This window comes from Bacillus sp. T2.9-1 (assembly GCF_950097965.1).
Classification (GTDB): domain Bacteria; phylum Bacillota; class Bacilli; order Bacillales; family Cytobacillaceae; genus Niallia; species Niallia hominis.
Genome location: NZ_CATNHG010000141.1, coordinates 173,182 through 198,254, shown reverse-complemented (window position 1 = coordinate 198,254; position 25,073 = coordinate 173,182). Strand labels below are relative to the sequence as shown.

The 25,073-nt window shown below is 36.6% G+C and carries 26 protein-coding genes; 3 read left to right on the top strand and 23 right to left on the bottom strand.

Features of this window, described 5'->3' with window-relative positions; all coding sequences use genetic code 11:
- The 3 genes from QQZ16_RS23345 (at position 1) to ggt (ending at position 3,691) form a co-directional block, all read left to right on the top strand.
- Entirely contained in the window at positions 1 to 453 is a 453-nt protein-coding gene (locus tag QQZ16_RS23345) for a tripartite tricarboxylate transporter TctB family protein (RefSeq protein WP_446715477.1), read from the top strand.
- A gap of 15 nt (positions 454 to 468) precedes the next feature.
- Entirely contained in the window at positions 469 to 2,010 is a 1,542-nt protein-coding gene (locus QQZ16_RS21615) for a tripartite tricarboxylate transporter permease (protein WP_284561769.1), read from the top strand.
- A 100-nt stretch (positions 2,011 to 2,110) separates the two neighbouring features.
- Entirely contained in the window at positions 2,111 to 3,691 is a 1,581-nt protein-coding gene (gene ggt / locus QQZ16_RS21610) for a gamma-glutamyltransferase (protein WP_284561768.1), read from the top strand.
- A gap of 76 nt (positions 3,692 to 3,767) precedes the next feature.
- Here ggt and QQZ16_RS21605 read toward each other — a convergent pair whose 3' ends face one another.
- From QQZ16_RS21605 to QQZ16_RS21495, 23 genes are all read right to left on the bottom strand, one after another.
- Positions 3,768 to 4,064 carry a hypothetical protein gene (locus QQZ16_RS21605; protein WP_284561767.1) on the bottom strand — a complete coding sequence of 99 codons (297 nt, stop codon included), beginning with the start codon at positions 4,062 to 4,064 and terminating at the stop codon, positions 3,768 to 3,770.
- A gap of 188 nt (positions 4,065 to 4,252) precedes the next feature.
- Positions 4,253 to 4,690: a 3-hydroxyacyl-ACP dehydratase FabZ gene (fabZ, locus tag QQZ16_RS21600; RefSeq protein WP_031536700.1), complete on the bottom strand. Its 438-nt coding sequence runs from the start codon at positions 4,688 to 4,690 to the stop codon at positions 4,253 to 4,255.
- Between the two features lie 207 nt (positions 4,691 to 4,897).
- Positions 4,898 to 5,182 carry a DNA-directed RNA polymerase subunit beta gene (locus QQZ16_RS21595; protein WP_031536701.1) on the bottom strand — a complete coding sequence of 95 codons (285 nt, stop codon included), beginning with the start codon at positions 5,180 to 5,182 and terminating at the stop codon, positions 4,898 to 4,900.
- 14 nt (positions 5,183 to 5,196) lie between these two features.
- Entirely contained in the window at positions 5,197 to 6,024 is an 828-nt protein-coding gene (locus QQZ16_RS21590; RefSeq protein WP_031536702.1) for a flagellar hook-basal body protein, read from the bottom strand.
- Between the two features lie 137 nt (positions 6,025 to 6,161).
- Positions 6,162 to 6,977 (bottom strand): flagellar hook-basal body protein, encoded by an 816-nt coding sequence (locus QQZ16_RS21585; RefSeq protein ID WP_031536703.1) that lies wholly within the window; start codon positions 6,975 to 6,977, stop codon positions 6,162 to 6,164.
- 353 nt (positions 6,978 to 7,330) lie between these two features.
- Positions 7,331 to 8,332, bottom strand: coding sequence for a rod shape-determining protein (gene mreB / locus QQZ16_RS21580; RefSeq protein WP_031536704.1), 1,002 nt, complete (start codon positions 8,330 to 8,332; stop codon positions 7,331 to 7,333).
- Between the two features lie 564 nt (positions 8,333 to 8,896).
- Positions 8,897 to 9,034, bottom strand: coding sequence for a hypothetical protein (locus QQZ16_RS21575; RefSeq protein WP_251628625.1), 138 nt, complete (start codon positions 9,032 to 9,034; stop codon positions 8,897 to 8,899).
- A gap of 34 nt (positions 9,035 to 9,068) precedes the next feature.
- Complete coding sequence (spoIIID, locus tag QQZ16_RS21570) at positions 9,069 to 9,341, bottom strand: sporulation transcriptional regulator SpoIIID (RefSeq protein WP_016204804.1); 273 nt, start codon at positions 9,339 to 9,341, stop codon at positions 9,069 to 9,071.
- A gap of 829 nt (positions 9,342 to 10,170) precedes the next feature.
- A complete protein-coding gene (locus tag QQZ16_RS21565) occupies positions 10,171 to 11,010 on the bottom strand; it encodes a M23 family metallopeptidase (RefSeq protein WP_031536705.1) in 840 nt (279 codons plus the stop codon).
- Positions 11,011 to 11,302: 292 nt separating this feature from the next.
- Positions 11,303 to 12,316 (bottom strand): stage II sporulation protein D, encoded by a 1,014-nt coding sequence (spoIID, locus tag QQZ16_RS21560; RefSeq protein ID WP_031536706.1) that lies wholly within the window; start codon positions 12,314 to 12,316, stop codon positions 11,303 to 11,305.
- Positions 12,317 to 12,671: 355 nt separating this feature from the next.
- A complete protein-coding gene (gene murA / locus QQZ16_RS21555) occupies positions 12,672 to 13,979 on the bottom strand; it encodes a UDP-N-acetylglucosamine 1-carboxyvinyltransferase (protein WP_031536707.1) in 1,308 nt (435 codons plus the stop codon).
- Between the two features lie 33 nt (positions 13,980 to 14,012).
- Positions 14,013 to 14,762, bottom strand: coding sequence for a YwmB family TATA-box binding protein (locus QQZ16_RS21550; protein WP_031536708.1), 750 nt, complete (start codon positions 14,760 to 14,762; stop codon positions 14,013 to 14,015).
- A gap of 203 nt (positions 14,763 to 14,965) precedes the next feature.
- Positions 14,966 to 15,202: a DUF1146 family protein gene (locus QQZ16_RS21545; protein WP_031536709.1), complete on the bottom strand. Its 237-nt coding sequence runs from the start codon at positions 15,200 to 15,202 to the stop codon at positions 14,966 to 14,968.
- A gap of 173 nt (positions 15,203 to 15,375) precedes the next feature.
- On the bottom strand, positions 15,376 to 15,783 hold the full coding sequence (locus tag QQZ16_RS21540; RefSeq protein WP_031536710.1) for a F0F1 ATP synthase subunit epsilon: 408 nt from the start codon (positions 15,781 to 15,783) through the stop codon (positions 15,376 to 15,378).
- 20 nt (positions 15,784 to 15,803) lie between these two features.
- Positions 15,804 to 17,219, bottom strand: a complete 1,416-nt coding sequence (gene atpD, locus QQZ16_RS21535) for a F0F1 ATP synthase subunit beta (RefSeq protein ID WP_031536711.1) — start codon at positions 17,217 to 17,219, stop codon at positions 15,804 to 15,806.
- Positions 17,220 to 17,292: 73 nt separating this feature from the next.
- Complete coding sequence (gene atpG, locus QQZ16_RS21530) at positions 17,293 to 18,153, bottom strand: ATP synthase F1 subunit gamma (RefSeq protein ID WP_031536712.1); 861 nt, start codon at positions 18,151 to 18,153, stop codon at positions 17,293 to 17,295.
- A gap of 33 nt (positions 18,154 to 18,186) precedes the next feature.
- A complete protein-coding gene (gene atpA / locus QQZ16_RS21525; protein ID WP_031536713.1) occupies positions 18,187 to 19,695 on the bottom strand; it encodes a F0F1 ATP synthase subunit alpha in 1,509 nt (502 codons plus the stop codon).
- 26 nt (positions 19,696 to 19,721) lie between these two features.
- Complete coding sequence (locus QQZ16_RS21520) at positions 19,722 to 20,258, bottom strand: F0F1 ATP synthase subunit delta (RefSeq protein ID WP_031536714.1); 537 nt, start codon at positions 20,256 to 20,258, stop codon at positions 19,722 to 19,724.
- Positions 20,255 to 20,773: a F0F1 ATP synthase subunit B gene (gene atpF / locus QQZ16_RS21515; protein WP_235251337.1), complete on the bottom strand. Its 519-nt coding sequence runs from the start codon at positions 20,771 to 20,773 to the stop codon at positions 20,255 to 20,257. Before atpF ends, QQZ16_RS21520 begins: the two co-directional genes overlap by 4 nt.
- A gap of 308 nt (positions 20,774 to 21,081) precedes the next feature.
- Positions 21,082 to 21,288, bottom strand: coding sequence for a F0F1 ATP synthase subunit C (gene atpE / locus QQZ16_RS21510; protein WP_016204791.1), 207 nt, complete (start codon positions 21,286 to 21,288; stop codon positions 21,082 to 21,084).
- Between the two features lie 66 nt (positions 21,289 to 21,354).
- The gene (gene atpB, locus QQZ16_RS21505) at positions 21,355 to 22,068 is read right to left on the bottom strand and encodes a F0F1 ATP synthase subunit A (RefSeq protein WP_284561766.1); all 714 of its coding nucleotides are present in this window, start codon (positions 22,066 to 22,068) and stop codon (positions 21,355 to 21,357) included.
- A gap of 2 nt (positions 22,069 to 22,070) precedes the next feature.
- Positions 22,071 to 22,466 carry an ATP synthase subunit I gene (locus QQZ16_RS21500; RefSeq protein ID WP_031536717.1) on the bottom strand — a complete coding sequence of 132 codons (396 nt, stop codon included), beginning with the start codon at positions 22,464 to 22,466 and terminating at the stop codon, positions 22,071 to 22,073.
- 323 nt (positions 22,467 to 22,789) lie between these two features.
- Positions 22,790 to 24,997, bottom strand: coding sequence for a S8 family serine peptidase (locus tag QQZ16_RS21495; protein WP_284561765.1), 2,208 nt, complete (start codon positions 24,995 to 24,997; stop codon positions 22,790 to 22,792).
- Between the last annotated feature and the right edge of the window lie 76 nt (positions 24,998 to 25,073).

The window sequence follows — 25,073 nt, the reverse complement described above, 5'->3', positions numbered from 1 at the left end:
TTGGTTAATCGATTATTCTCCATATTTATTTTAATTGTAGGCAGTATCTTTTTTATAAACTCCAATGAATTTTCCGGAAAATCAGGGGTGCAGACTTTTGCCCCCTCGTTTTTCCCTAGAGTTATCATTGGGTTAATGATGGTTTTAGCTTTATGTTTACTGATAAAAAGTTTCCTAAATAAAGATAAGGATTCCTTCTCTTTAGAAACTATAAAGACCTATATTTCAAAACATTTTCGTGTTTTGTTGATACTGTTCTTATTCCTTCTTTATGTCATTTTCTTAAATATAGTAGGGTTCTTAATTTGTTCGATTGTTTTTTTATTCATTTCCACGATTATCTTACGCCCTTTCCAAAAAAAATACATGGCAACAAATATTATTTTGTCAGTGGCATTTCCTGTCATCGTACTTCTTGTGTTTGAACAAGTATTACATATTTATCTACCATAATGGAGCGTGATTAAGTTGGATATTTCAATGGTTTTAGCAGCTTTTCAAGAAGTATTACATCCTATGATGATTTTATCTATTGTTATCGGCGTTTTGGTTGGGATTATAGCTGGTGCAATCCCAGGATTCACCTTTACAATGGCCCTTATTTTAGCTTTTCCATTCACCTTTGGAATGGAACCAATTCAGGGTTTAGCCGTCATGATCGGCATTTATATTGGCGGACTTTCCGGAGGGTTGATTTCTTCCATACTTTTAGGAATTCCTGGTACTCCTTCCTCTGTCGTCACCACCTTTGATGGCTATCCAATGACAAAGAATGGAGAAGCTCCCCGAGCACTCGGAGTAGGCATCGTTTCTTCTGTTATTGGAACCATTATTGGTGCGATTATTTTATTTCTATTAGGACCAATCATTGCTAAGGGGAGTCTTCTTTTCGGACCATGGGAAATATTCTCTCTGGTTGTTTTTGCCCTCACTCTTATTGCTGGCTTAAGTGGTAAATCTATGCTAAAAGGGTTAATCGCTGGCTGTCTTGGCCTTTTAATTGGAACGGTTGGTGTATCTCCAACTGGAACGGTTCGATTTGATTTTGGAATCCCTGAACTTTCCTCAGGATTTTCAACCTTACCTGTTCTAATTGGTTTATTTGCCATCTCCCAGTTACTAATGAATGTAGAAGAGTTGAAAAGCGCTATTCCAACAAATCAAGCTACTTCCAACATGAAGAAATTAATCCGAATTCCTTACGGGCAAGTGTTTGTTGATATTTTTCAGGAAAAATGGAATGTACTTCGTTCCTCTATCATTGGCTGCTTTATCGGATGCCTTCCTGCTGCTGGAGCAGAATCTGCTACCTTTATTAGTTATGATCAAGCAAAAAAGTTTGGAAAAAACAAAGCGAAATTTGGGAAAGGCCATCCTGGTGGAATCGTTGCTTCGGAAAGCTGTAATAATGCGGTTGCTGGCGGAGCCTTTATTCCAACGATCACTTTAGGGATACCTGGTGATGTCGCACAGGCAGTAATGATTGGTGCATTAATTTTGCATGGAATTAATCCTGGACCGGCATTATTTACCCAACAGCCTATTTTAGTAAATTCCATCTATGTTGTTATTATCCTTAGTGCCATTTCCATCTTTTTCATCCAAACATTGCTGTTGCCTGTCTTTACAAAAATTACAGCTATTCCTAAATCGTTAATGGTCCCTTGTATTTTAGTTATCAGTACAGTAGGCGCTTTTGCCCTTAATAACCAACTATTCGATGTCATCCTTGTATTCATTTTTGGATTAATCGGCTTTATTTTTCATAAAATAGATGTTCCTTTATCGCCGATTATTCTGGGGCTAATTTTAGGACCAACATTGGAAAAGGAAATGACTAGAGCTTACCAAATGGACCCAAGCATCTTACCATTTTTCACAAGACCGATTTCCCTTGTTTTCTTGATTCTTGCTGTTGGTTCCATTATTTTCACAATCATTCAATTAAAGAAAAATGGGAAGGCAAAAACTACTCCTTCCAATCATGAAGAATCACAAACTCATCTTTGATTTATCATGGATGAGTTTCCTTATTAGGCTGAATTCCCATAGACGAAATACGTCCATTCTAACTAATTACAGACTTGAAACTACATAGGAGGGAATAGACATGAAACAATCAATAGTTGGAACAAAATCCATGGTTGTAAGTCCTCATTACCTAGCATCTTCTGCAGGAAATTCCATATTAGAAAAAGGAGGAAATGCCTTTGATGCAGCAGTAGCTGTTAGCGCTTGTCTAGCGGTTGTCTATCCACATATGACAGGACTTGGTGGTGATTCCTTTTGGTTAATGTACCATGCGAAAGAGAACAAGCTAGATGCCTATAATGGGAGTGGCCGCTCAGGAGCTAACATTACTCGCGCCCATTTTTCAGGTGAAGATGCTATTCCTTTTAGAGGGATAAGAAGTATTCTTACCGTTCCAGGGATGGTAGATAGCTGGGCTGCTGTATTAGAAAGATACGGAACAATGACATTATCCGAAGTCTTAGCTCCTGCGATTCATTATGCAGAGTTTGGATTTCCCGCCTCAAACGATCAAATTAAGAATACGTTCAAAAATTTGGACATTCTACAAGAAGATGAAGATATTGCATCGATTTTCCTCAAGGGAAATGAAGTACCTAAAAGGAATGAGAAATTTGTTCAAAAGGATCTTGCTAATTCCTTAAAAAAAATTGCGCGAAAAGGGCGTAATGAATTTTATAAAGGAACATTAGCAGAAAAAATTGTATCCAGTTTACAAAGCAAAGGTGGATTATTAACAAAAGAGGATTTTTCCAATCATCATGGTAACTGGACGGAGCCTATTTCTTCTACTTATAGGGAATACACTATGTATCAAGTTCCCCCAAATTCACAAGGATTTGTTGGATTAATGGCATTAAATATTCTTGAAAACTTTGAACTACCTTCTATCCCACTTCATTCGTATCAGTACTATCATTTACTTATTGAATCACTAAAACTAAGCTTCCAGGATCGCAACAAATATTTAACTGATCCGGATTTTCATAAAATTCCAATGGACCGCTTATTAAGTAAGTCATACGCAAAGGAGTTGGCAGAAACTATTTGTTTGGATCATACCAATGCCATTACTACCCAAAGTGTAGGCAATGATACTGCATATGCAGCAGTCGTTGACGACCAAGGAAATGCCGTTTCCTTTATTCAGAGCATTTATTTTGAATTTGGGTCTGGAATTGTAGCAAAAGACACTGGAATTATTTTGCAAAACAGAGGTTCTTTCTTTTCTCTTGATCAAGATCATGTTAATTGTTTAGAACCACAAAAGCGTACATTTCATACATTAATGCCAGCTATGTCCTTTAAAGATGGAAAACCAATTGTTTTATACGGGACACAGGGCGGAGAAGGCCAACCACAAACGCAAACCGTCATCATTACCAGAATGCTCGATTATGGGGTGGATCCTCAAACAGCTATTAATGAGCCAAGATTTGTCTGGGGAAGAACTTGGGGAAATACAACAGAAGAGTTAAAGATAGAAGGACGTGTCTCAAAGGAAGTAAGAGATAAACTAAAACAGTCCGGTCATCTAGTGAAATGCGTAGAAGACTTCGATGATATCATGGGCCATGCTAATGCCATTCTGATCGATAGCCAAGGTTTCTTACATGGTGGAGTCGATCCAAGAAGCGATGGAGCTGCAATTGGACGGTAATATGAGGTTTATTCTTACCTGAACCTACTGTTAGCTTCAGGTAAGAACAATACCTTGAATTAGTGATACAGAAGTATTACTCGTCTACGTCATCTTTGTCATTTGCATCATCTTTATCTTCGATCATATCTTCACCAGGATCATTATCATCTGTAGTTGGATCTAGATCATCATCTGTATTCTCATCTTGTACATCTGTTTCGTTGTCGTTATCCAAATCAGTATCTGGAACAACGTCATCCGTATCTAAATCGGTATCTTCAATTGTTGTATCATCATCTGGTGCTGGACTTTGATCATCATTGTCATCACAAGCTGTTAAAAGCATTGCGGATAACGCTGAAATACCTAATAACTTAATCCATTTATTCATTCGTTATACCCCTTTTCTTGATAAGTATCATCATGACCTTTAATAGGTCAATAATTAGGTTATCCAAGAAAAGAAAATTATTGCGGCTTATCCCCTAATTCCAATAATAAGCAAAGTTGTAAAGAATCATTTGTAAAAAAAAGAGAAGTCCTCCCGTTAGTTTACAGAATCTTCTTCTCTTTCTCCTTTTATGCTTCCTTTTTATCCCCAAGGGCAAACATGATTTCCGCTTCACAGGCAATTTCACCATCAACAGTAGCTACACATTTTCCCTTTCCGAAGTTTCCGCGCACTCTTGTCATTTCTACCTCAAGTCGCAGTTGATCTCCTGGATATACTTGTTTTTTAAAGCGACAGCTATCAACTCCAGCGAAGAATGCCAGTCTCCCTTTGTTTTCTTCTTTAATCAACATAGCAACTGCCCCAACCTGCGCTAACGCCTCTACAATCAGCACACCTGGCATTACTGGGTATTCCGGAAAATGTCCATTAAAGTACTCTTCATTGGCAGAAACATTTTTAATCCCAACTGCTTTTTTGCCTTCTTCCACTTCTAAAATTCTATCTACTAATAAAAAAGGATATCGGTGCGGAATAATTTCTTTAATTTGATTGATATCTAACATTTGTGACCTCCTACTAATATGTGGTTATATATTATTGTACTAAATAATCCTATAAAAAAGGAAGGGATATCCCTTCCTTTTTTAAAAGATGTTTTTTAGAGAATGTGTTAATAGCCTGTCACTCTAAAAAGTTATAAAGCGTATTTTAGGTAAGCCACAATCAAAGAAAGGAGATATAATTGCTATTTTTTACAAATCCACGCTTGTTTACTCTTCATTTATTAAATTGACAATATGTGTCCAAGTTTCCTTTTTAAAGGTATCGCTTGCTTTACCGTCTCCCATTACACTATACCCGACAAGCGCGCCTGCTAGAACACTGACAACCATTATTAAAACGATGGCAATTATGCGCAGCCATATAGGAAACAGACGAACTCTAACTTGTCGTTTAGGAGAAGCATTCTCTTCTGAATTCTTCTTCTCTTTCCGTAATTCTTTTACCTGTTCTCTTGTCTTAACCATTTCCTGACTACTGCTATTTAATGCCATCATTTTTCTCCTTTTTAACGTATTCCATTCACTAATCCCATCATCTGATCTGCTAAAGAGATGGATCTGGACTGAAATTGATAGGAGCGCTGTGTAGCAATCAGATTAACCATTTCTTTGCTTATATCTACATTCGATTGTTCCAAGGCATTTTGCTTCATCCCAATTTCATTTCTTCTAGCACCGTCTAGGTCTAAAATTGCTTGGTTTTCGTCCGCTGAGTCAGAAAGTCGGTATACATTATCCCCCGTTTTTTCAAGACTTTGCGGATTGTTGGCATAGGATATACCGAGATTCACCATTTCCTGTCCACCGTTATTCAACTGAACTGTTAGCGTTCCTGTTGATGAAAAAGAATATTCTTTACTATTATTATTTAATAAAATTGGGTTATTATTCTCATCAAGGATAGCATGGCCATCTTTTGTAACGAGCATATTTTCATTATCAGATACTGGAGATAAGTACATAGCTCCATCTCTTGTATAGCGAACTTCCGTTTCTCCACCGTCTTGCACTAGCACTCTGTATAATTGTCCTTCTTTTGTTAACGCCGTATCTAAAACACGATCGGATGCTTTTATGGTTCCCTGTGTCATCACTAACTGTGTTTGAGCAATTTTTGCCCCTACACCTTGTCTGATTCCGTTTGGAGTTTGACGATTGACTTCTTGCGTTTCATCAGCTTGGTTATTAAATTGCTGAAAAAGCATATCCGTAAAGGTTCCATTTTGTTTTTTATAGCCAGTTGTATCAACATTGGCCATATTATTACTAATGAGATCCATTTGCTTTTGTAGCTGTGTTAATGTATTACTAGCCGTTATCATCGTTCTATTCATAGCGATTCCCCTTTACTACCCTTTCTATCGAAAAGCTGCTTTCGGAAAGCTTTTGCATGTAGCTTACAATCAAAATGGTTTATATTCCCCTATTGAAAAAAGCATTTATTTTAGAGAAATTCCAAAATAATCTAATCTTATATTTTTCCAATTTCATTTGCAGCTTGGTCCATGCTTTTATCATATGCCTGCAGCATTTTCTGATTTGCTTCAAAAGCACGATATGCTGTCATCATATCTGTCATGGTTTGGGCTGTATCAACGTTGGAATTCTCTAAGAATCCTTGTTTTATCTGGAAATTCACTTCATTATTTGCGTATGCACTCGGAAGTTCTGCACCGTCTTGCGCTCGATATAAGCCATCGCCCTCTTTGGAAAGCTGTTCTGGTGTATCTGTGTAGCTTATTCCAAGACGATATGCTTCCCCGTTACTCCCAGTAATCACCCCATCAGATGTAACGGAGAAATCTGTGCTAGTTAGTTGAATGGGTTCATTATTTTCATTTAAAACACGTAATCCGCTAGCAGTGGTTAAATAGCCTTGTCCGTCTAAAGTGAAATTTCCATTCCGTGAATATGCTATTTCGCCATTTGCATTTTGGATAGTAAAGAATATGCTGCCACTAGGATTTGTACCATTCCCTGGTACATTGACATTTAATAATGCCAAATCCGTACTTAGTTCCGTTTGATTAAGGTCTCCCTGTGTAAATTTTGGTGTCGCTTCCTGCATATAGACTCCTGTTGCTAAATAGCCTACTTCTTCTTTGTCTACAACACCAACTGCATTCTTGCTAACACTTTGCTGTAATAATTCCGGGAAGGCTCTCATAGACGATTGATCTGTTTTAAAACCTGGTGTCGTACTATTTGCCATGTTATTGGAAAGCATTTCTGTCTTACGCTGTTGTGCAAGCATACCAGAGGCTGCTGTATAGAATCCTTTAAACATACTTGTCTCCAATCTATACAATATTTTCGATTCTCATATATATTCTATTATAAAAAAAATATGGAAATATTACATTAAATTTTGTTGAAAAAAGTCTAAAAATGTTTGTATTCATCATTTATTATATCGGGTTTCCATCATAACAATCTACTGGTAGATATAGGGGGAGTTTTAAAGGACGTTCACTTTCAATAATTCCTTCCTTAAAGCAAAAAAATCGGAACAAGAAAAAATTTTCTCATTTCCGATTTTTTAGGTTTAATGTTTCGTACAACGGGTATGAAATAACTAGATTTCATTTTCCTATGCATAAACAAGAACTTTTCGCTCTTGTTTATGCCCCCCCATATTTATTAGCTTAATTTTCTTTTTGGGAGACGATCAATGTTATCTAACATAATCCCAGTACCTATTGCTACACAATCCATTGGATTTTCCGCCACTAATACAGGAACTTTAAGTTCATCCGCCAACAGTAAATCAATCCCATGAAGCAATGCTCCACCACCTGTTAAAATAACCCCACGATCAATAATATCTGCTGAAAGCTCAGGAGGTGTTCTTTCTAGGACACTTTTCGCAGCTTGAACAATTACAGACACCGATTCTCTTAATGCTTGTTCAATTTCATCTGAATAAACAGTAATCGTTCTAGGAAGTCCAGAAACCATATCGCGGCCACGAATATCCATTTCTTCTTTTCTAGATCCAGGGAAAACAGTTCCGATATTGATTTTTATATTTTCAGCAGTACGTTCTCCGATTAACAGCTTATATCTGCGTTTAATATATTGAAGGATTTCATTATCAAATTTATCTCCAGCCATTTTTATACTGGAAGATGTAACGATATCACCCATTGAAAGTACAGCTACATCCGTTGTACCGCCACCAATATCAACAACCATATTTCCGCTCGGTTGGAAAATATCCATTCCAGCACCAATTGCTGCAACTTTTGGTTCTTCTTCTAGATAGATTTTCTTTCCTCCGCTTTTCTCTGCTGCTTCTTTAATTGCCTTTTGTTCCACACTTGTAATATTTGTCGGACAGCAAATAAGAATTCTTGGCTTTGAAAGAAATCCTTTTACATTTAATTTATTGATAAAGTGCTTTAACATCGCTTCCGTTACGTCAAAATCAGCAATAACGCCGTCTTTTAATGGTCGGATAGCCACGATATTCCCAGGTGTACGTCCAACCATACGACGTGCTTCTTCTCCTACTGCTAATACTTTGCCTGTATTGCGATCTAATGCCACAACAGAAGGCTCGTTTAATACAATACCTTTTCCTTTTACATGAATTAGAACATTCGCTGTTCCTAAATCTATACCAATATCTCTAGCAAACATTAAATACGCTCCTCCTTTGTCTTAGCTTATCCTTTTATATGATTTAATCATTTCATTTTCCTTATAGAGACTAAGAGCTGGCTTTCACACTATATGTAACGATATCTTCATACTTAAGTTTCATTAAATGACACTACTGGCCAATAAATATTCATTTTTTCTTTATTCCTGTTTAAAATGGGTTTTATTCGCACAGCTTTCCGAAAAATGCCAGCCATTATTTTTATCGCTTAAATATGTCTTACTTATCGCTCTATATTAAATCAACCATTTTTTCTTTTTCAATAGACGAATTATGTATGTTTTTGGTTAAAATTTTGTATGTTTTTTCTCTATCTATTTATACCACTCTAATTTTTTATTCTATCACAAGGATGCAGAAATAAGTAACTTTTTGTCAAAAAAATGAGTTTTTTTTCACAAAAAGAATTTATAATTATGTTAGGCAGCTCTTAAACGACCACCACACCATTTTCAAGCTGGTTATGTTTTCTTTACAAAAGAAAAAGGACATTGATTTCAAAGTCCTTTAAAGCTATTATGTACCTTTTCTTAGCATTTCAATCAGCGTCTCTTTTTATACAAATCTTTTTTTCTATCGATGAAGTCACCTCCATCGATAGACTGTTGTAGCTGCATTTCACAAACTTTCCTTTCTGTTTTAAAAATCACTAGGGCATTTTTATCCTTATTTTTTGCCATGCTAACAGTTCTACAAAATTGCCCCATTTGCTTTTTACTGTACAGTTTCCCCTTCTAACTCTTCTTTTTTATACTTCATTTTAGTTGCTTCCCCACCACGCAGATGTCGAATTGATTTATGATAATCAAGTATCTCTTTTACTTCATTTGCTAAATCTGGGTTAATTTCAGGAAGTCTTTCTGTTAAATCTTTATGGACTGTACTTTTGGATACGCCAAACTCCTTCGCTATTACGCGAACCGTTTTTCTCGTCTCCACGATATACTTTCCAATCTTGATAGTTCTCTCTTTGATGTAATCGTGCACACCACTCGCCCTCCCTAAATTGGATGTGAGAAGTGTGAAATGAGACTCGCTTTTCGCTTCATCGAAATTCTTCATCCCGCACGTTTCCTTTCCAACAAAATACGATTCTTCATGCGGCAGAAAGTCAAAGGCTTTCTGTACTTATTATGATTAAACATGTCCTCGACTACATATCCATTGTCTTCAAACGACCCCTCACTCCAAACTTCCTCTTTGTAAGGTTTGTAACATTTTATTAGCTTGGATGATACTTTATGCAGAAAAATATGAATAGGGACAAGGTTTGTCTAATTTTTTTTATGATTTCTTTGATTTTAATGAGTTTTTTAACTAAAATTCTTTATTTTGCTGAATTAAAGAAGGTTTATATGGAGAGCACATGAGGAATTTAAAATGTGGATCGATTATTTGAGAATGAAATACTACTACCCTTTAATAAGCTTATTTATCCAAAACTGATTGTTTCCTAAGGACAATTATTTCCCGAGAAATTTGTCAGTTTCCGTACCTAATTGGCAACTTCCATCAAACATTTCTTAAAACATGGAAATAAACCTATTACTTTTTACCTAATAAAGATTTGAATAGGTGAATTAATGGAACTAGCACCATCATGAAAGGAAGGAGGAATTTATCTAAAAGCTTAGTTGTTTACATAAACGCGGCTTCTCATTTCGACATTTCCCATGCTAAAAATATTTTTTTCGCGTAGAAAGTTATATAGACATAAAAAAAGAGTGCTATAAAGGGCTTCTTACTTTGCAAAAGATGATATCTCATGCATGTAAGAAACCGATTTATAGCAACCCCTATTTTCACAGTTTTTCAATTATGCGTTCGGATCTGTAGTTCCTTCTGCATCTTCATCCTGATTAGAATTTATTCCATTTTCTAATGAGTTATCTGTTGGCATTTCTTCATCAGCAGATTCAGACTCTTCCACCTCTGAATCAGCTTCTGATGTAGCACCAGAAGTATCATCACTTTCCAAAGCACTTAATGGCTTACCAAAATAATCAATTGGGTTTACCGCAACATTGTCTTTTCTTACTTCAAAGTGAACATGAACACTTGCATCTTGATTTAACTTACTTTTTCCAGCAGTGGCTAATGGTTGACCTTTTTCCACTTCATCTCCAACTTCTACTTGGAAATCCTTCACAGACTGGTAATATGTTTTAATCCCATTTTCGTGATCAATTTCAATCGTGTTACCTAATAGAGAATCTTCCGCCACTTTCGTAACGGTTCCGCTTAAGGCAGCTACCACTTCGAATTCGCTATCATCTTCCATTTTTAAATCAATACCTGTGTTTGGCTGATATTGATTATTATAAAACACTAATGATTCAGCTTGTTTTTCTTTACTAGCCGTATTATCGTAGAATTCTTTTTGTGTGATAAATGACTCTTCATCTACTACTGGCCATGCAAAGTTTTCAAATTCTTTTGCTACTGGTTCTGCAGGTTCATCGATTTGCTTTGTTGGCATATCAGCATCATATTTATACTTATCTGTTTCTGATGCGCTATTTTGATACCAAAGAACACCTGTTAGAATAATAGCAGCACTTGCGATATAAACGGCTGGAAATGCCCAACGCTTTTTAAAAAAGCTTTTTACTTTTGACTTTTTTGGAGAAGTACGTTTGTTTTCTTCCTCTCTCATTTTATCATCACCTCAGCAATCATTCTGAACAGATAATGATAAATATATACCTATTAGCAAAAAAATTTTTTTAGACTTATTTTTCGACAAAGTTCTTTATTATATACATGTAAATTTATTTTTTATTTGTAGCGTAGAAAAAAGCAAGTCTCGGGATGGAGACTTGCTTAGTTTGGGTTTGGCTGATATTCTCGTTGCTTTGGCTGATTTATTTTTTGTTTGGCTTTTCCTCTTTGCTTTGGCTGATTTATCATTATTTTGGCTAATACCCTCGCTACTTTCGCTGATTTCCTTATTTCTGAGCTGTATATTTCGTCAGCATATCATCTGAGGCAGTGACTTCAACCCCTTTATAATAGTATTTAACGATTTCATCATATGTTTTTCCGTTGGCTGCCATTCCGTTTGCTCCATATTGGCTCATTCCGACACCATGACCATATCCCTTTGTGGCAATATATACGGTCTCTCCTTTTCGTTCCATAGTAAAGTCAGTTGATTTAAGATTTAACTTTTCTCTAATATCTGTTCCTGACATCTCTTTTCCGTTGATTTTGGCACTTGCTATTCTTTTTCCCTTTGTATATTTAACATCTTCTAATACTTCACTACCAGTCCCTAAAGACACTCCTAGCATCTTCTCAAACTCCTTTACAGTCAATGTTACTTCCCCATTAAACTTAGGAGAATTAACATCCCACGGGCTTTCTACGCTTTGTAAATAGGAGATAGAATTTGGCCATATTGCATCTGAGTTTTCCGTGTAGCCATTGCTTGTGGAGAAGAAAGTGGCATCAATCGGATCACCTTTATAGGTTAAAATTTGTCCCTTTGTAGCAGCTACAGCTTCTTCGATTTTTTCCATATTCTTTTTCCAATCATAACCGGCATTTTCCCAAATTTTCTTTAACTCGTCTTGATTGTTGTATACTTGATAATCAATTGTGTCTCCAACAAGGGCACCGTCTGGTAAATCTGATTTTTCTTGATTCATCATTCTTTTTACAATATATGTTCTGGCTGTTAAGGCTTGTGCTTTCAATGCTTCCATTTCAAACTTTGCCGGCATTTCAGAAGCAACAACCCCAACTACATATTCTTCTAAATCTAATTTCTCAACTTCTTGCTTATTCTGCCTGTATACGGCTACTTCTATAGCTGGCTCTTTGGCTTCTGCAGATTCTACATTACTGTTTGGCTCATCCTTTTTTTCCTGAATAGAGGGTAAAACAAGGATTGTGGGAACAAGTAAAGTGATAGCAAACAGAATAACTCCTAGTACGATGAAAGGTTTGATTTTAATCATGAATGAAAAGCCTCCATAAAATAGAAATAAGACCTTCTAACTGTCTCTAAAACATTCTTATGGAGGTGGACAAGCTTTTATTCCTTCTTTTTCTGTTTAAATCGATAGCTTTTCACTAAAAAAATTGTTCTAAATATGTCGGTTTTGCATACTATTTTAGCAATCCTGTTATTTATGCACCTCTTGTTATTTCCCCATTACATAACACCTTTTCCATTAGCCATTTTTAAAGGAAGCTAATACCCATTTCGATTTGTTTTTAAAATATTTTTTACATGCTATGTATAATTTTGCCCACAAAAAAACAAACTTTATTTATCTGAACGTAAACGATAAATAAAGTTTGCCCTTTGTTTTATGCATTTAAATCCGCAACATAGCTTGCAGTTAATGTTAATTCACTTTCTTCCGTAATTCTTTCGATATCAGCACCTAAGGCAGCTAATTTCTGATGGAAATTTACATAGCCACGATCTAAATGCTTAAGCTCTGTAACGCGCGTGATACCATCAGCTACAAGTCCAGATAAAATCAGAGCAGCAGCGGCACGCAAATCTGTAGCAGCTACTTCTGCTCCTTGCAGATTAGTTGGTCCGTTCATTACAACTGAACGACCTTCAATTTTCACATCGCCATTCATGCGTCTGAATTCTTCTACATGCATAAAGCGATTTTCGAAAACTGTTTCCGTAATCATACTTGTTCCTTTTGCACGAAGAAGTAATGCCATCATTTGTGATTGCATATCTGTTGGGAATCCAGGATGAGGCATTGTTTTAATGTCTACAGCTTTTAAATTCTCAGCACTAACAACACGAATACCATCTTCTTCTTCTTTGAAGATAACACCCATCTCTTCCATTTTTGCAATTAAAGAAGATAAATGCTCAGGAACTGCACCCTGTACAAGTACATTTCCGCCAGTGATAGCAGCAGCAATTAAGAATGTACCAGCTTCGATTCTGTCAGGAATAATAGTATGTTCTGTACCATGTAGCACTTCCACACCTTCGATACGAATTGTTCCAGTACCTGCACCTCTTACTTTTGCTCCCATTTTATTTAGGAAGTTTGCTAAATCCACAATTTCTGGTTCTTTTGCTACATTTTCTAAAATTGTTGTACCTTCTGCTAAGGAAGCAGCCATCATAATATTTTCAGTAGCACCTACACTTGGAAAATCAAGATAGATTTTTGCTCCTTGTAAACGGCCTTCTACTGAAGCTTCGATAAATCCATTACCAACCTGAACCTTTGCTCCCATTGCTTCAAAGCCTTTAAGATGCTGATCAATTGGTCTTGAGCCAATTGCACAACCTCCAGGTAATGCTACTCTTGCATGGCCATTTCTAGCTAACAATGATCCCATAACTAAAACAGATGCACGCATTTTTCGTACATATTCAAATGGTGCTTCCACACTTAAGTCCCTTGATGCATCAACGGTTACTTCACCATTTTCAAAATGTACATCTGCATTCAAATATCTTAATACTTCATTAATCGTATATACATCTGAAAGAGTCGGAACTGATTTAATTATACTTTTTCCATCACTTGCTAATAATGTAGCGGCGATCACAGGCAAAACGGCATTTTTTGCGCCTTCCACTTTAACCGTTCCATTTAACCTTTTTCCGCCGCGGACGATGATTTTATCCAAAGTCTATTCCCCTCCGCGTCCAATATCTCTATATTAATATTCAATCGTTATGATGGGTGTGCCAACTACGAACGTAGTTTTTCCTCCCATATCTTGTGTTCTCAATCCTATTTGTACGTTCATTTCCTTTTCGCTATTATCAATTCGTTCTTCAAATAAGGGCGAATAAGCGGAGGTGGATATAAAATCATCCTCTTCCAACGCCTCTACTTCTTTTGCTTGAAATGCATTTAGCAATTGGTTAACTTTATAAGGCAAAGTCCCATTCATCTTATCACTGAATTCGCCTTTAATACAAGAGAAAATTGTCGGTTCCCCACGAAATATGTTAGAAATTTTTTCGTTAATTTCCATATCTAACCTTTTCATTTCTTTATCCTCTAACTTTTTCCCTCTCACCTCATAAATAATATATGATTGAACGGTATTAGTTGTTAAAGAAGTGGTTATAATAATACTTTCTTCCGTTTGGTTACTGGATGGAACGATCATTTTTGCTTGCCAGTTTTGATGTGTTTTCATTTCTACCCAGTCACCATTTGGGAAAACTTTTTTCAATTTTGACTGATATGCTTTTGCATCTTCTATACTTGTAACATTATCCAGCCTTTCTCTTGCATGCAGAGACCATTCATTTATTGCTACGTTTTCTTGTTTTTGTAAAATTTCATTTATTGTTATTAAATCTGACTTTGTTCTCGCGATAGTGATGTTATTCCCAAATGTTAGGCAAGCCAAACCAATTATAATTATTATAATAATTAACGTTTTATTTATCTTCATTTCAATTCCTCCCCCATACTACCATTGTTTCCAGAGAGAAGAATTGCATACTAGTGATTAATCGTCACTTTTTGACATGAATAAAACATTAACCAAGGAACAAACTATTTAAGCACACAAAATGAATTTTACTGAAAAAACGAAGCAATGAAAACATGTATGAAGACCTATCTTTTCTTATTAATTGTTTCTATTTTTGGTAATTAATTCAATATTAATGGTAATTGTTGTGACCAACTTAAGTAGTCTAGTAAAAAGTTACTGACAATCGAACCCATAATAATGGCTAATAATACATACAATACTCTTGCCTGGAAAACTCGATTTTTACGAAGAAATTTCTCGAAGTTTAGTGACTGTAATGCCCACCACGAAAGAGCTATAAACACGATATGTATTAATATACTTAGTAATGCCTGTTGTCCAAAAGCATCAATCATTTTTTCCTCCAATCTATCCTTTCAGATTCAACTATTATTTGACGTATTTACCTATCAAAAGGTTTCACTTTTGATTCAGGTATTTTTTTTGATTTTTTGTCTGTTTAACCACAGCTTGATATTCTCTTTTTCAAAGCACTCCACAGATTAAAAAAAGCCCCCTTAGGGACTTTTTAGTATTTTTTCTCAACAATGGATATACGATTCATTGCACGTTGAAGAGCAAGTTCTGCACGTCTAAAGTCTACATGCTCTGACTTCTGAGCATGTAATCTTTGTTCTGCGCGCTCCTTAGCACGTAAGGCACGATCATAATCAATTTCTTCCGCTAATTCAGCAGATTGAGCAAGTACTGTCACCTGATCCGGGCGAACTTCTAAAATTCCACCATTCACCGCTAGATATTCAGAATCTGAACCTTTTTTCAAATGAACAGCTCCTATTTTCAGTGGAGCAACCATCGGAATATGTCCTGCTAAAATTCCAAGCTCTCCACTTTCTGCTTTTGCGATCACCATATCTACATCTGATTCATGCACCGGGCCATCAGGAGTTACTACATTGACTTTAATCGTCTTCATTACTACCCCTCCTGATTAGTTTATACTTCCACACCCATAGATTTCGCTTTTTCAATTGCTTCTTCGATACGTCCAACTAAGCGGAACGCATCCTCTGGAAGATGATCATATTTTCCATCAAGAATATCTTTAAATCCTTTTACGGTTTCTTTTACAGGTACATAAGAACCTTTCTGACCTGTAAATTGCTCCGCTACATGGAAGTTTTGAGATAAGAAGAATTGGATTCTTCTTGCACGGTGAACGATTAATTTATCTTCGTCACTTAGCTCGTCCATACCTAGGATACTAATGATATCTTGAAGCTCTCTATATCGTTGTAGTGTAGATTGTACACTTCTTGCTACATTATAGTGCTCTTCGCCAACAATTTCAGGAGAAAGGGCACGAGAAGTAGAAGCAAGTGGATCTACTGCTGGGTAAATACCCATCTCTGTTAATTTACGCTCAAGGTTTGTTGTTGCATCCAAGTGAGCAAATGTTGTAGCTGGCGCTGGATCTGTATAGTCATCCGCTGGTACATAGATAGCTTGGATAGATGTTACAGAACCTACATTTGTTGAAGTAATACGTTCTTGTAATCTACCCATTTCTGTTGCTAACGTCGGCTGATAACCAACCGCTGATGGCATACGGCCAAGCAATGCAGAAACCTCAGAACCAGCTTGTGTAAAGCGGAAGATGTTATCAATGAAGAATAGAACGTCTTGTCCTTGTTCATCACGGAAATATTCTGCCATTGTTAATCCTGTTAAGGCAACACGCATACGAGCACCTGGTGGCTCGTTCATTTGTCCGAACACCATTGCTGTTTTCTTAATAACGCCAGAATCTGTCATTTCATGGTAAAGGTCGTTTCCTTCACGTGTCCGTTCTCCAACACCTGCGAATACAGAAATACCACCATGCTCTTGAGCGATGTTATTAATTAATTCCTGAATTAAAACGGTTTTACCTACACCGGCTCCACCAAATAGACCAATTTTACCACCTTTAATATAAGGTGCTAATAAGTCTACTACTTTAATACCTGTTTCTAAAATTTCTACTTGTGTTGATAATTGTTCAAACTTAGGAGCTTCTCTATGAATAGAATCACGTCTAGCACTCGCTGGAATTTCGGAATCTAAATCAATGGTTTCTCCTAAAACATTAAATACACGACCTAACGTAACATCACCAACAGGAACAGAAATAGATTTTCCAGTATCTATAACCTCTGAGCCTCTTGTAACGCCATCAGTAGAAGACATTGCAATAGCTCGAACTGTGTTATCACCTAAATGAAGGGCCACTTCAAGTGTTAATTCTACGTTAGAAGTACTATTTGGACCTGGAACAACTCTTAATGCGTTGTTAATGTCAGGCAGACTTCCTCCATCGAACTTCACGTCAACAACTGGTCCCATAACTTGAAGAATTCGTCCTGTGCTCATTATTTTCCCTCCTAAACTTTCTTAAAAGCAGGTTCTGCTAAACCTTACGTCAAGCAGAACTTATTAATCATCGTTATTCTAACGCTGCAGCTCCACCAACGATTTCTGTAATCTCTTGTGTAATCGCAGCTTGTCTTGCACGGTTGTACTGTAGACTTAATTCACCTATTAATTCTTTCGCATTATCAGTAGAATTCTTCATCGCAGTCATACGTGCAGAATGCTCACTTGCCTTACTATCTAGTAAAGCACCGTATAGAAGACTCTCTGCATACTGCGGTAATAGCACATCAAGAATCTCTTCTGCTGATGGCTCAAATTCATATGATGTCAATGTAGTATTCGTAGCATCCATATCCGTTAAAGGAAGAACCTTCTTCTCTACTACATCCTGTTGAATTGCACTTACATAATGACTGTAATAAACATTGAGCTCATCAAAAGTACCATCATCAAACATGCCTACTGCTTTACTTGTTACATCTTTAATATCTAGGAAATCTGGTAGGTCTGGTATTCCAACTACATCCAAGATGACATTATGTCCTTGTTTTAATAGGAAATCTCTACCGATTCTTCCAATGACAATAATGGCATACTCCTCTTTTGATTGATGTCGCTCATTAATTGTTTGATTCAATTTTCTAAGTACGTTACTGTTGTATGCCCCTGCCAGTCCGCGTTCGGAAGTGATGACAAGATAGCATGTTTTTTTAACAGGACGCGTTTGAAGCATTGGATGGCTAACGCCTGAGCTGCCGAGCGCTACTGAATGTGTCACTTCTTCCATTTTAGACATATACGGAATAAATGCTTTTACATTAATAACTGCTCTATTCATTTTAGCCGAATATACCATTTGCATGGCTTTCGTAATTTGGCTAGTCTTTTTAGTTGATTCAATACGAGCTTTTATATCACGTAAAGATGCCAAAGATTCTCACCACCAATCTTTAAGTTTGCCTTCTTATTCAGAAGCTACAAACGTTTTTTTGAAATCGTTAATTGCTGCTGTCATATCATCATCAGATGGAAGATCTTTTGTTGAAACAATCTGTTCTACCACATTTGTATGATTGTGATCTAGCCAATTTAAGAATTCTTCTTCGAAACGTCTAATATCAGTAACAGGAATATCATCTAAGTGACCACGTGTTAGGGCATATAGAATCGCAACCTGTTTTTCTACTTTTAACGGTTTATTAAGATCTTGCTTCAATACTTCTACTGTGCGAGCACCACGATTTAATTTATCTTGTGTCGCTTTATCTAAATCAGAGCCAAATTGAGCAAATGATTCTAGCTCACGGAATGATGCAAGGTCCAGACGCAATGTTCCTGCAACCTTTTTCATTGCTTTGATTTGTGCAGAACCACCAACACGGGAAACAGATAAACCTGCATTTATCGCTGGGCGTACACCAGAGAAGAATAAATCCGATTGTAAGAAAATTTGTCCATCTGTAATCGAAATTACGTTTGTTGGAATATAAGCAGAAACGTCCCCTGCTTGTGTTTCAATAAATGGAAGAGCCGTAATAGAACCTCCACCTTTTGCGTCGCTTAATTTAGCAGCACGCTCAAGAAGACGAGAATGCAAGTAGAATACATCCCCTGGATATGCTTCACGACCTGGAGGACGACGAAGTAATAGGGACAATTCACGATAAGCGGATGCTTGTTTTGTTAAATCATCATATACGATTAAAACATGCTTACCGTTATACATAAATTCTTCACCCATTGCTACACCAGCATATGGAGCTAAGTATAGTAGTGGTGCTGGTTGAGAAGCAGAAGCTGTGACAACGATTGTGTAATCTAATGCACCATTTTTACGTAGTGTTTCTACCGCGTTACGTACAGTTGATTCCTTTTGTCCAATCGCAACGTAGATACATACCATATCTTGGTCTGCTTGGTTAAGGATGGTATCAATCGCAACAGATGTTTTACCAGTTTGACGGTCACCGATAATTAATTCACGTTGTCCACGACCGATTGGCACTAATGCGTCAATCGCTTTAATACCTGTTTGAAGCGGCTCGCTTACAGATTTACGATCCATAACGCCAGGTGCTAAAAATTCGATTGGACGTGTTTTTGTTGAATTAATTGCTCCTAGTCCATCTACTGGTTGTCCTAAAGGATTAACTACGCGTCCGATTAACGCATCTCCTACTGGAACTTCCATGATTCTTCCTGTACGACGAACTTCATCGCCTTCGCGAATATCTGTGTAAGGACCAAGAATAATGATACCTACATTGCTTTCTTCTAAGTTTTGAGCTAAGCCCATTACTCCATTAGAAAATTCAACAAGCTCCCCAGCCATACAGTTATCCAGGCCATGTACACGAGCGATACCATCACCAATATTAATTACCGTACCAACTTCGCTTACTTGAACTTCTGATTGGTAACTTTCAATTTGCTTTTTTATAAGAGCACTGATTTCTTCCGCTTTGATGCTCATGCGTTTCACCCCTATCTAAAGAATTACTATCCTAATAATTGTCGTTGTAGACGGTTTAGCTTCCCTTGAAGACTACCATCAAATATTTGATTACCTATTCTTACTTTAATTCCACCTAATAGGTTAGAATCAATGATATTTTCAATATTTAGCGATATTTTCCCAACTTTTGCAGCGAAAGTAGCTGAAATAGCTCTTTTCTCATCCATAGTTAACGGTTTGATGGAATATACTCTTGCATCTGCAACCCCTTTTGCTTCATTTACAAAAGCAATAAATTGATCACAAATACTAGTAATCATCTCTTCCCGATGGCGATCAATCAGTAGCATCAAAAGATTTTGTATATACTCACTTGCTGAAGCAAATGCTACTTTCACCATTTCTTTTTTCTTTTCTAATGAGATATTAGGAGATTGTAGAAATGTATGAATGTCTGGCGAAGAGGTTAAAAGTGATTTCACTACGCGAACTTCTTCATCCAATTGATCTATCTGTCCGTTTTCTTTGGAGATTTGGAAAAGGGCTAAAGCATAACGCTTTGCAACACCTGTATCCATCATCGTTTCTCGCCTACCTCTTGAATGTAATCATGAATTAATTTTTCTTGATCTTGCTCATTTAATTCTTTTTCGATCACTTTAGAAGCGATTAAAACAGAAAGAGAAGTAACCTGATCGCGAATTGTTGCAACAGCTTTTTCTTTTTGTTGCTCAATTTCTACTAAAGCAGCATTTTTTAATCGTTCTGCATCTTTTCTAGCATCGTCAATGATTGTTTCTCTTTGAGCATCTGCTTGTTGTTTAGCTTTATCGATTAATTCTTGTGCGTCAGTACGCGCTTCTTTCAATAACGCTCTTTGTTCTTCTAATAGTTTGGCAGCTTCTAGTCTGCTTTTCTCTGCATTATCTATTTCATTTGCAACGAATTCCTCGCGATCCTTCATTATTTTCATTAAAGGACCCCAAGCAAACTTTTTGATTGCCCACAATAATAATAAGAAAGATCCTAATTGAACAGCTACGTCGCCGCCCGCGAATTCCATTACGGCACCTAATACTAATCCATTTGTGAACACGCTTGATTCACTCCTTTCAGGTAATGTGTTTTATCACATACAGGAAACCTTTATTCGCTTATGGAAAAAAGGTGAATATGCTTATTTATAAAATAATAGGAACAATTTTTGGCTATCAATATACTCAAATTGAGTATGGTATTGTAGGCTGCTTTGTCTTCCCTAATAGTTAGTATTTCTATTGAAATAACAACCATCTTCAAGAAAACAGCCCTTTTTTATGAATTGTTGGTTTTAAATAAAGGAATGGCGAAGGTTCTTATCGAATGATCTTCGCCATAACTAAGGAATAATTTATTCTAAATCTATTAAAGAACCATAAATGCGATAACAACCGCCATGATAGGAATCGCCTCTACGAACGCAACCCCGATAAACATTGTTGATTGAAGCATACCTCTTGCTTCTGGTTGACGAGCAATCCCTTCTACTGTACGAGAAACGATTAATCCGTTACCTAAACCTGCACCTAGTGCTGCTAAACCAATTGCAATTGCTGCTGCTAATGAACCCATTATTAAAATCCTCCCTAAATTGTAATTATTATAAAGTTTGTCCATTTTCTGAACTGGGTATATATATTAATGGTCTTGACTTACTTTATGAGCCATATAAACCATTGTTAATAAAGTGAAAATAAAAGCTTGGATACTTCCGATAAAAATAGAGAACCCTTGCCATACCATTGTTAATGGGAAGGCAGCTATTGTACCAATAATATTTGTCTTAGCTAAGCTATTCACTAGTAAGTCTAGTAGAACCTCACCCGCAAAAATGTTTCCGTATAAACGAAGACCAAGTGTGAGTGTATTAGAGAATTCTTCGACAATTTTTAATGGTAGTAAAAATCCTACTGGCTGTACATACTCCCTAAAGTATCCTTTTGTACCACGCATTTTGACACCGTAGTAATGAGTTAAACCCACTACCATAATTGCCAACGTTAAGGTTATACCAGGATCGGCAGTTGGGGATTTCCACCAAAGCGTATGATCCACTGTAATAGCGAAAGGCAGTCCTAACATGTTGGAAATAAAGATGTACATAAGAAGGGTGATCCCTAATACGTGAAATCTTCCACCATCTTTCCAATCCATGTTATTCTTAATAATATTTCGGACAAAGTCCATTATCCACTCCATCAAATTTTGTCTGCCAGTTGGCTTCATTTGAAGATTTCGAGTAAGGAAAAATGCGATTAAAAACACAATTAAACTTGATACAACAATCATTAAAACATTGGAATAGTTAAAATATAACCCAAAGTGTTCATGAATCGGTGCTTCATGATGCAATATTACTCACCTCTTTTCTCACCATTCTTATGTAAAATAAAATAACGCACTAAATAATCTGCCATAATGACAATATAAGCTGTCATCAATCCAATTACAACACTTATTAAGTGAACTTTTTGTGGATATTCTACGGCAATTAAGCAAACAATTACTGCTGTCGCCATTCGAGAAAGAGTTCCTAAACCATAAACCTTCCCTTCATCTTCAATGGCTTTATCAAATACCTTTGCTCTTCTAACCAATAAGGTGAGATTGAATACACTGGCACTCGTTCCGACGAAGAGACCAAGAAAAACAGATTGATAGGGGGTAAGCGCCCAAGCAAATGCACAAAATGATAAAAAGAAATAAAGATATTTTTTAACCCTTATGTATATCTCAAATAATTGTTCCAAATCTCTATCCTCCTTTATTTTCAGGGCATCACTCTAAACCCGCGAAAAATAAAGCGAAGCAGAGAAAAAGCACATTCCTTTTGTATCATTTTACGGGTGTCAATCCAGATAATTTATCTTCAATTTCCAAAGACAAACTAGTAAAATTCACTTTTGCCCGTTAACTCTATTAACACTATCTCTGTGTTAAAATCTTGATACTCCGCGGGTGAAAACCTATTCATACCCCTTGTAAGCATACAATAGGGTATTGTCAATGTCAATGCATTTAAATACAAAAAAAAAATTCATTGCTCACCTTTTAACAATCTCTAACTTATAGCTTATTTTATTTTCAACATTTTTTCAAGCATGTCCTCTTTTCCGGCTTTTTTCGCAAAAACTTTGATTCGATAGTTTCCTGTTTCGTCCAAATCTCCAACACTAAATACCCCTTTTAACCGTCCTCTTTTCACTTCTTTTTTCCAATCTAAAAACTGAATAAATTGTAATGTATCTTCCCGAAAAAGAGCTATTCCAAATTCTTCAGCGCCTGTCGGTAAATACGTCTCATATTCATAACTATTTTCTCCAGTCTTTTTAAGGAGATCAAATCCCATAATTCTAGGATAGTCGGGTTCCTCTAGTACATATAAATAAGGAAGTTTTATTAATTGCTCACCGGCCCTTACCTTAATTATACCATCTTGAAGTTTTTCATTAAAAAGATTACTGTCAATATTCATTATAATTGGGACATTTTTCTTCTGACCCGGTTTTAGTGTAAATGAAAGAGGCAATCGCCAGCTAATCCCCCTTTTTCCTTTTGGAAAATCAAAGGATATTTTCTCCATATTATCACCGACATTTTTAACCGTAATGTACGCCTTATATTGGTTTTGTTCTTTCACCAATTTGTATTTACCAAAACGAATACTTCCAGGCGTAATTAGAACATTAGCTTTTATCGCTTTATCAACTTGAATTCGACCTGCCCCTTGTTCATATACTTTATATGTCACATTTTGTCTATTTTTGACCGGCTTTGCTGTATTCATTAAAGATGCTTTCACTTCTTCTGGACCCCAGTCTGGATGTGCCTCTAATAACAATGCACAAGCTCCCGCAACAAAGGGCGCTGCCATACTTGTCCCTTGTAATGACATATAACCATTAGGGACTGTGCTATTTATCACTACTCCTGGCGCAAGCACATCTGGTTTAATTTCCCAAGTGCTTGTAACAGGGCCTCTAGAGCTAAAATCTGCCAATATATCTTTTTCCCATTTTTTTACTATTGTTAAATATGTTTCTTTTTTACGAATAGACTCCTTTATAAATTCTCCCTCTGCCTTCGTAATTCCTGCCACTGGTATAGCTACTTCTTTTTCTAGCATCCCTTGAAAAGGTCCTTCTATGTTGTTGTATATAAGTACACCAATCGCTCCCATTTCATATGCGTTTTGCACTTTTTCTGTAAAGGTTAGTTCGCCTCTTTCCATTAATACAAGTTTTCCCTTTACATCGGTTAATTGATTTTTCTTCCCTATTCCACCACTTACTAAGTGAACAGAGCCTGTATCTGCCCATTTTTCACTATTTTCCATATTGGTTAAAGGGATTTTATGATCATTTATAAGGATAAAAGGTGTATATATATTAGGAGTGGAGGCTCCAACTGAAATAGCTTTAGAGGCTGTACCTGGAGAACCAACCGTCCATTCTGCTGGACCTGCATTCCCAGCAGCCGCAACGGCAATAATCCCCTTCTTCACTACCTCATTTAAGGCAAGACTAATCGGCAAATCTGGACCATTTACATCACTGCCTAATGAGAGGTTAATAATATCTACTTTATCTCTTACAGCTCTATCAATCGCAGCCAATATTTGCTCTGTTGTTCCAGAGCCCCCCGGACCTAGTGCTCTATAGGCATAAATAGTCGCATTAGGAGCTACACCTTTCATCTTTCCATCTGCTGCAATAATCCCAGCGACATGTGTACCATGAAAAGTATCTCTCCTGCCTAATCCCTTTGTTTCCATCGGATCCTGGTCCTTATCTACAAAATCATAGCCTTCCTTATAGTTCTTCTGTAAATCGGAATGCTGATAGTCTATTCCTGTATCTATGACACCTACCTTTATTCCTTTGCCACTTAGATGCTCTAATGATTTTCCTAAGGAATTTCTTATTTCATCTGCTCCTATAATTTCAACAGGGTCATCTGCTTCTGCCATATATGTTTGAACCTTTGATACCTGATTTACGCTTTCGCTTTGTTTTAACTTTTCCAGTTCCCGTAGTGGGCCTTCTACCGAAAAACCATGGAATACTTCTGTAAATATAAATCTTCTTTCTAAATGAGGGTATTCCTTAAGGAGCTCATCTATTTCTTGTTCGGTATAATTAGTCTTCGTATGCACAATGGCAATTTGTAATTCGTTTGGATTTTGCGAGGGTAAGTCTGGAGTTTTTAAGGATGCAGCTAATGTTGTATAGGATATGAATAGTGGGAAAATGAGGAGTATTCCAAGTGTTCTTTTTATCATGCCAATCACCCCTTGCAAATCATTATGCTTTTTATTCTGACCGCAAGTTGTTATTTTATGTATTCAATGAAATCAG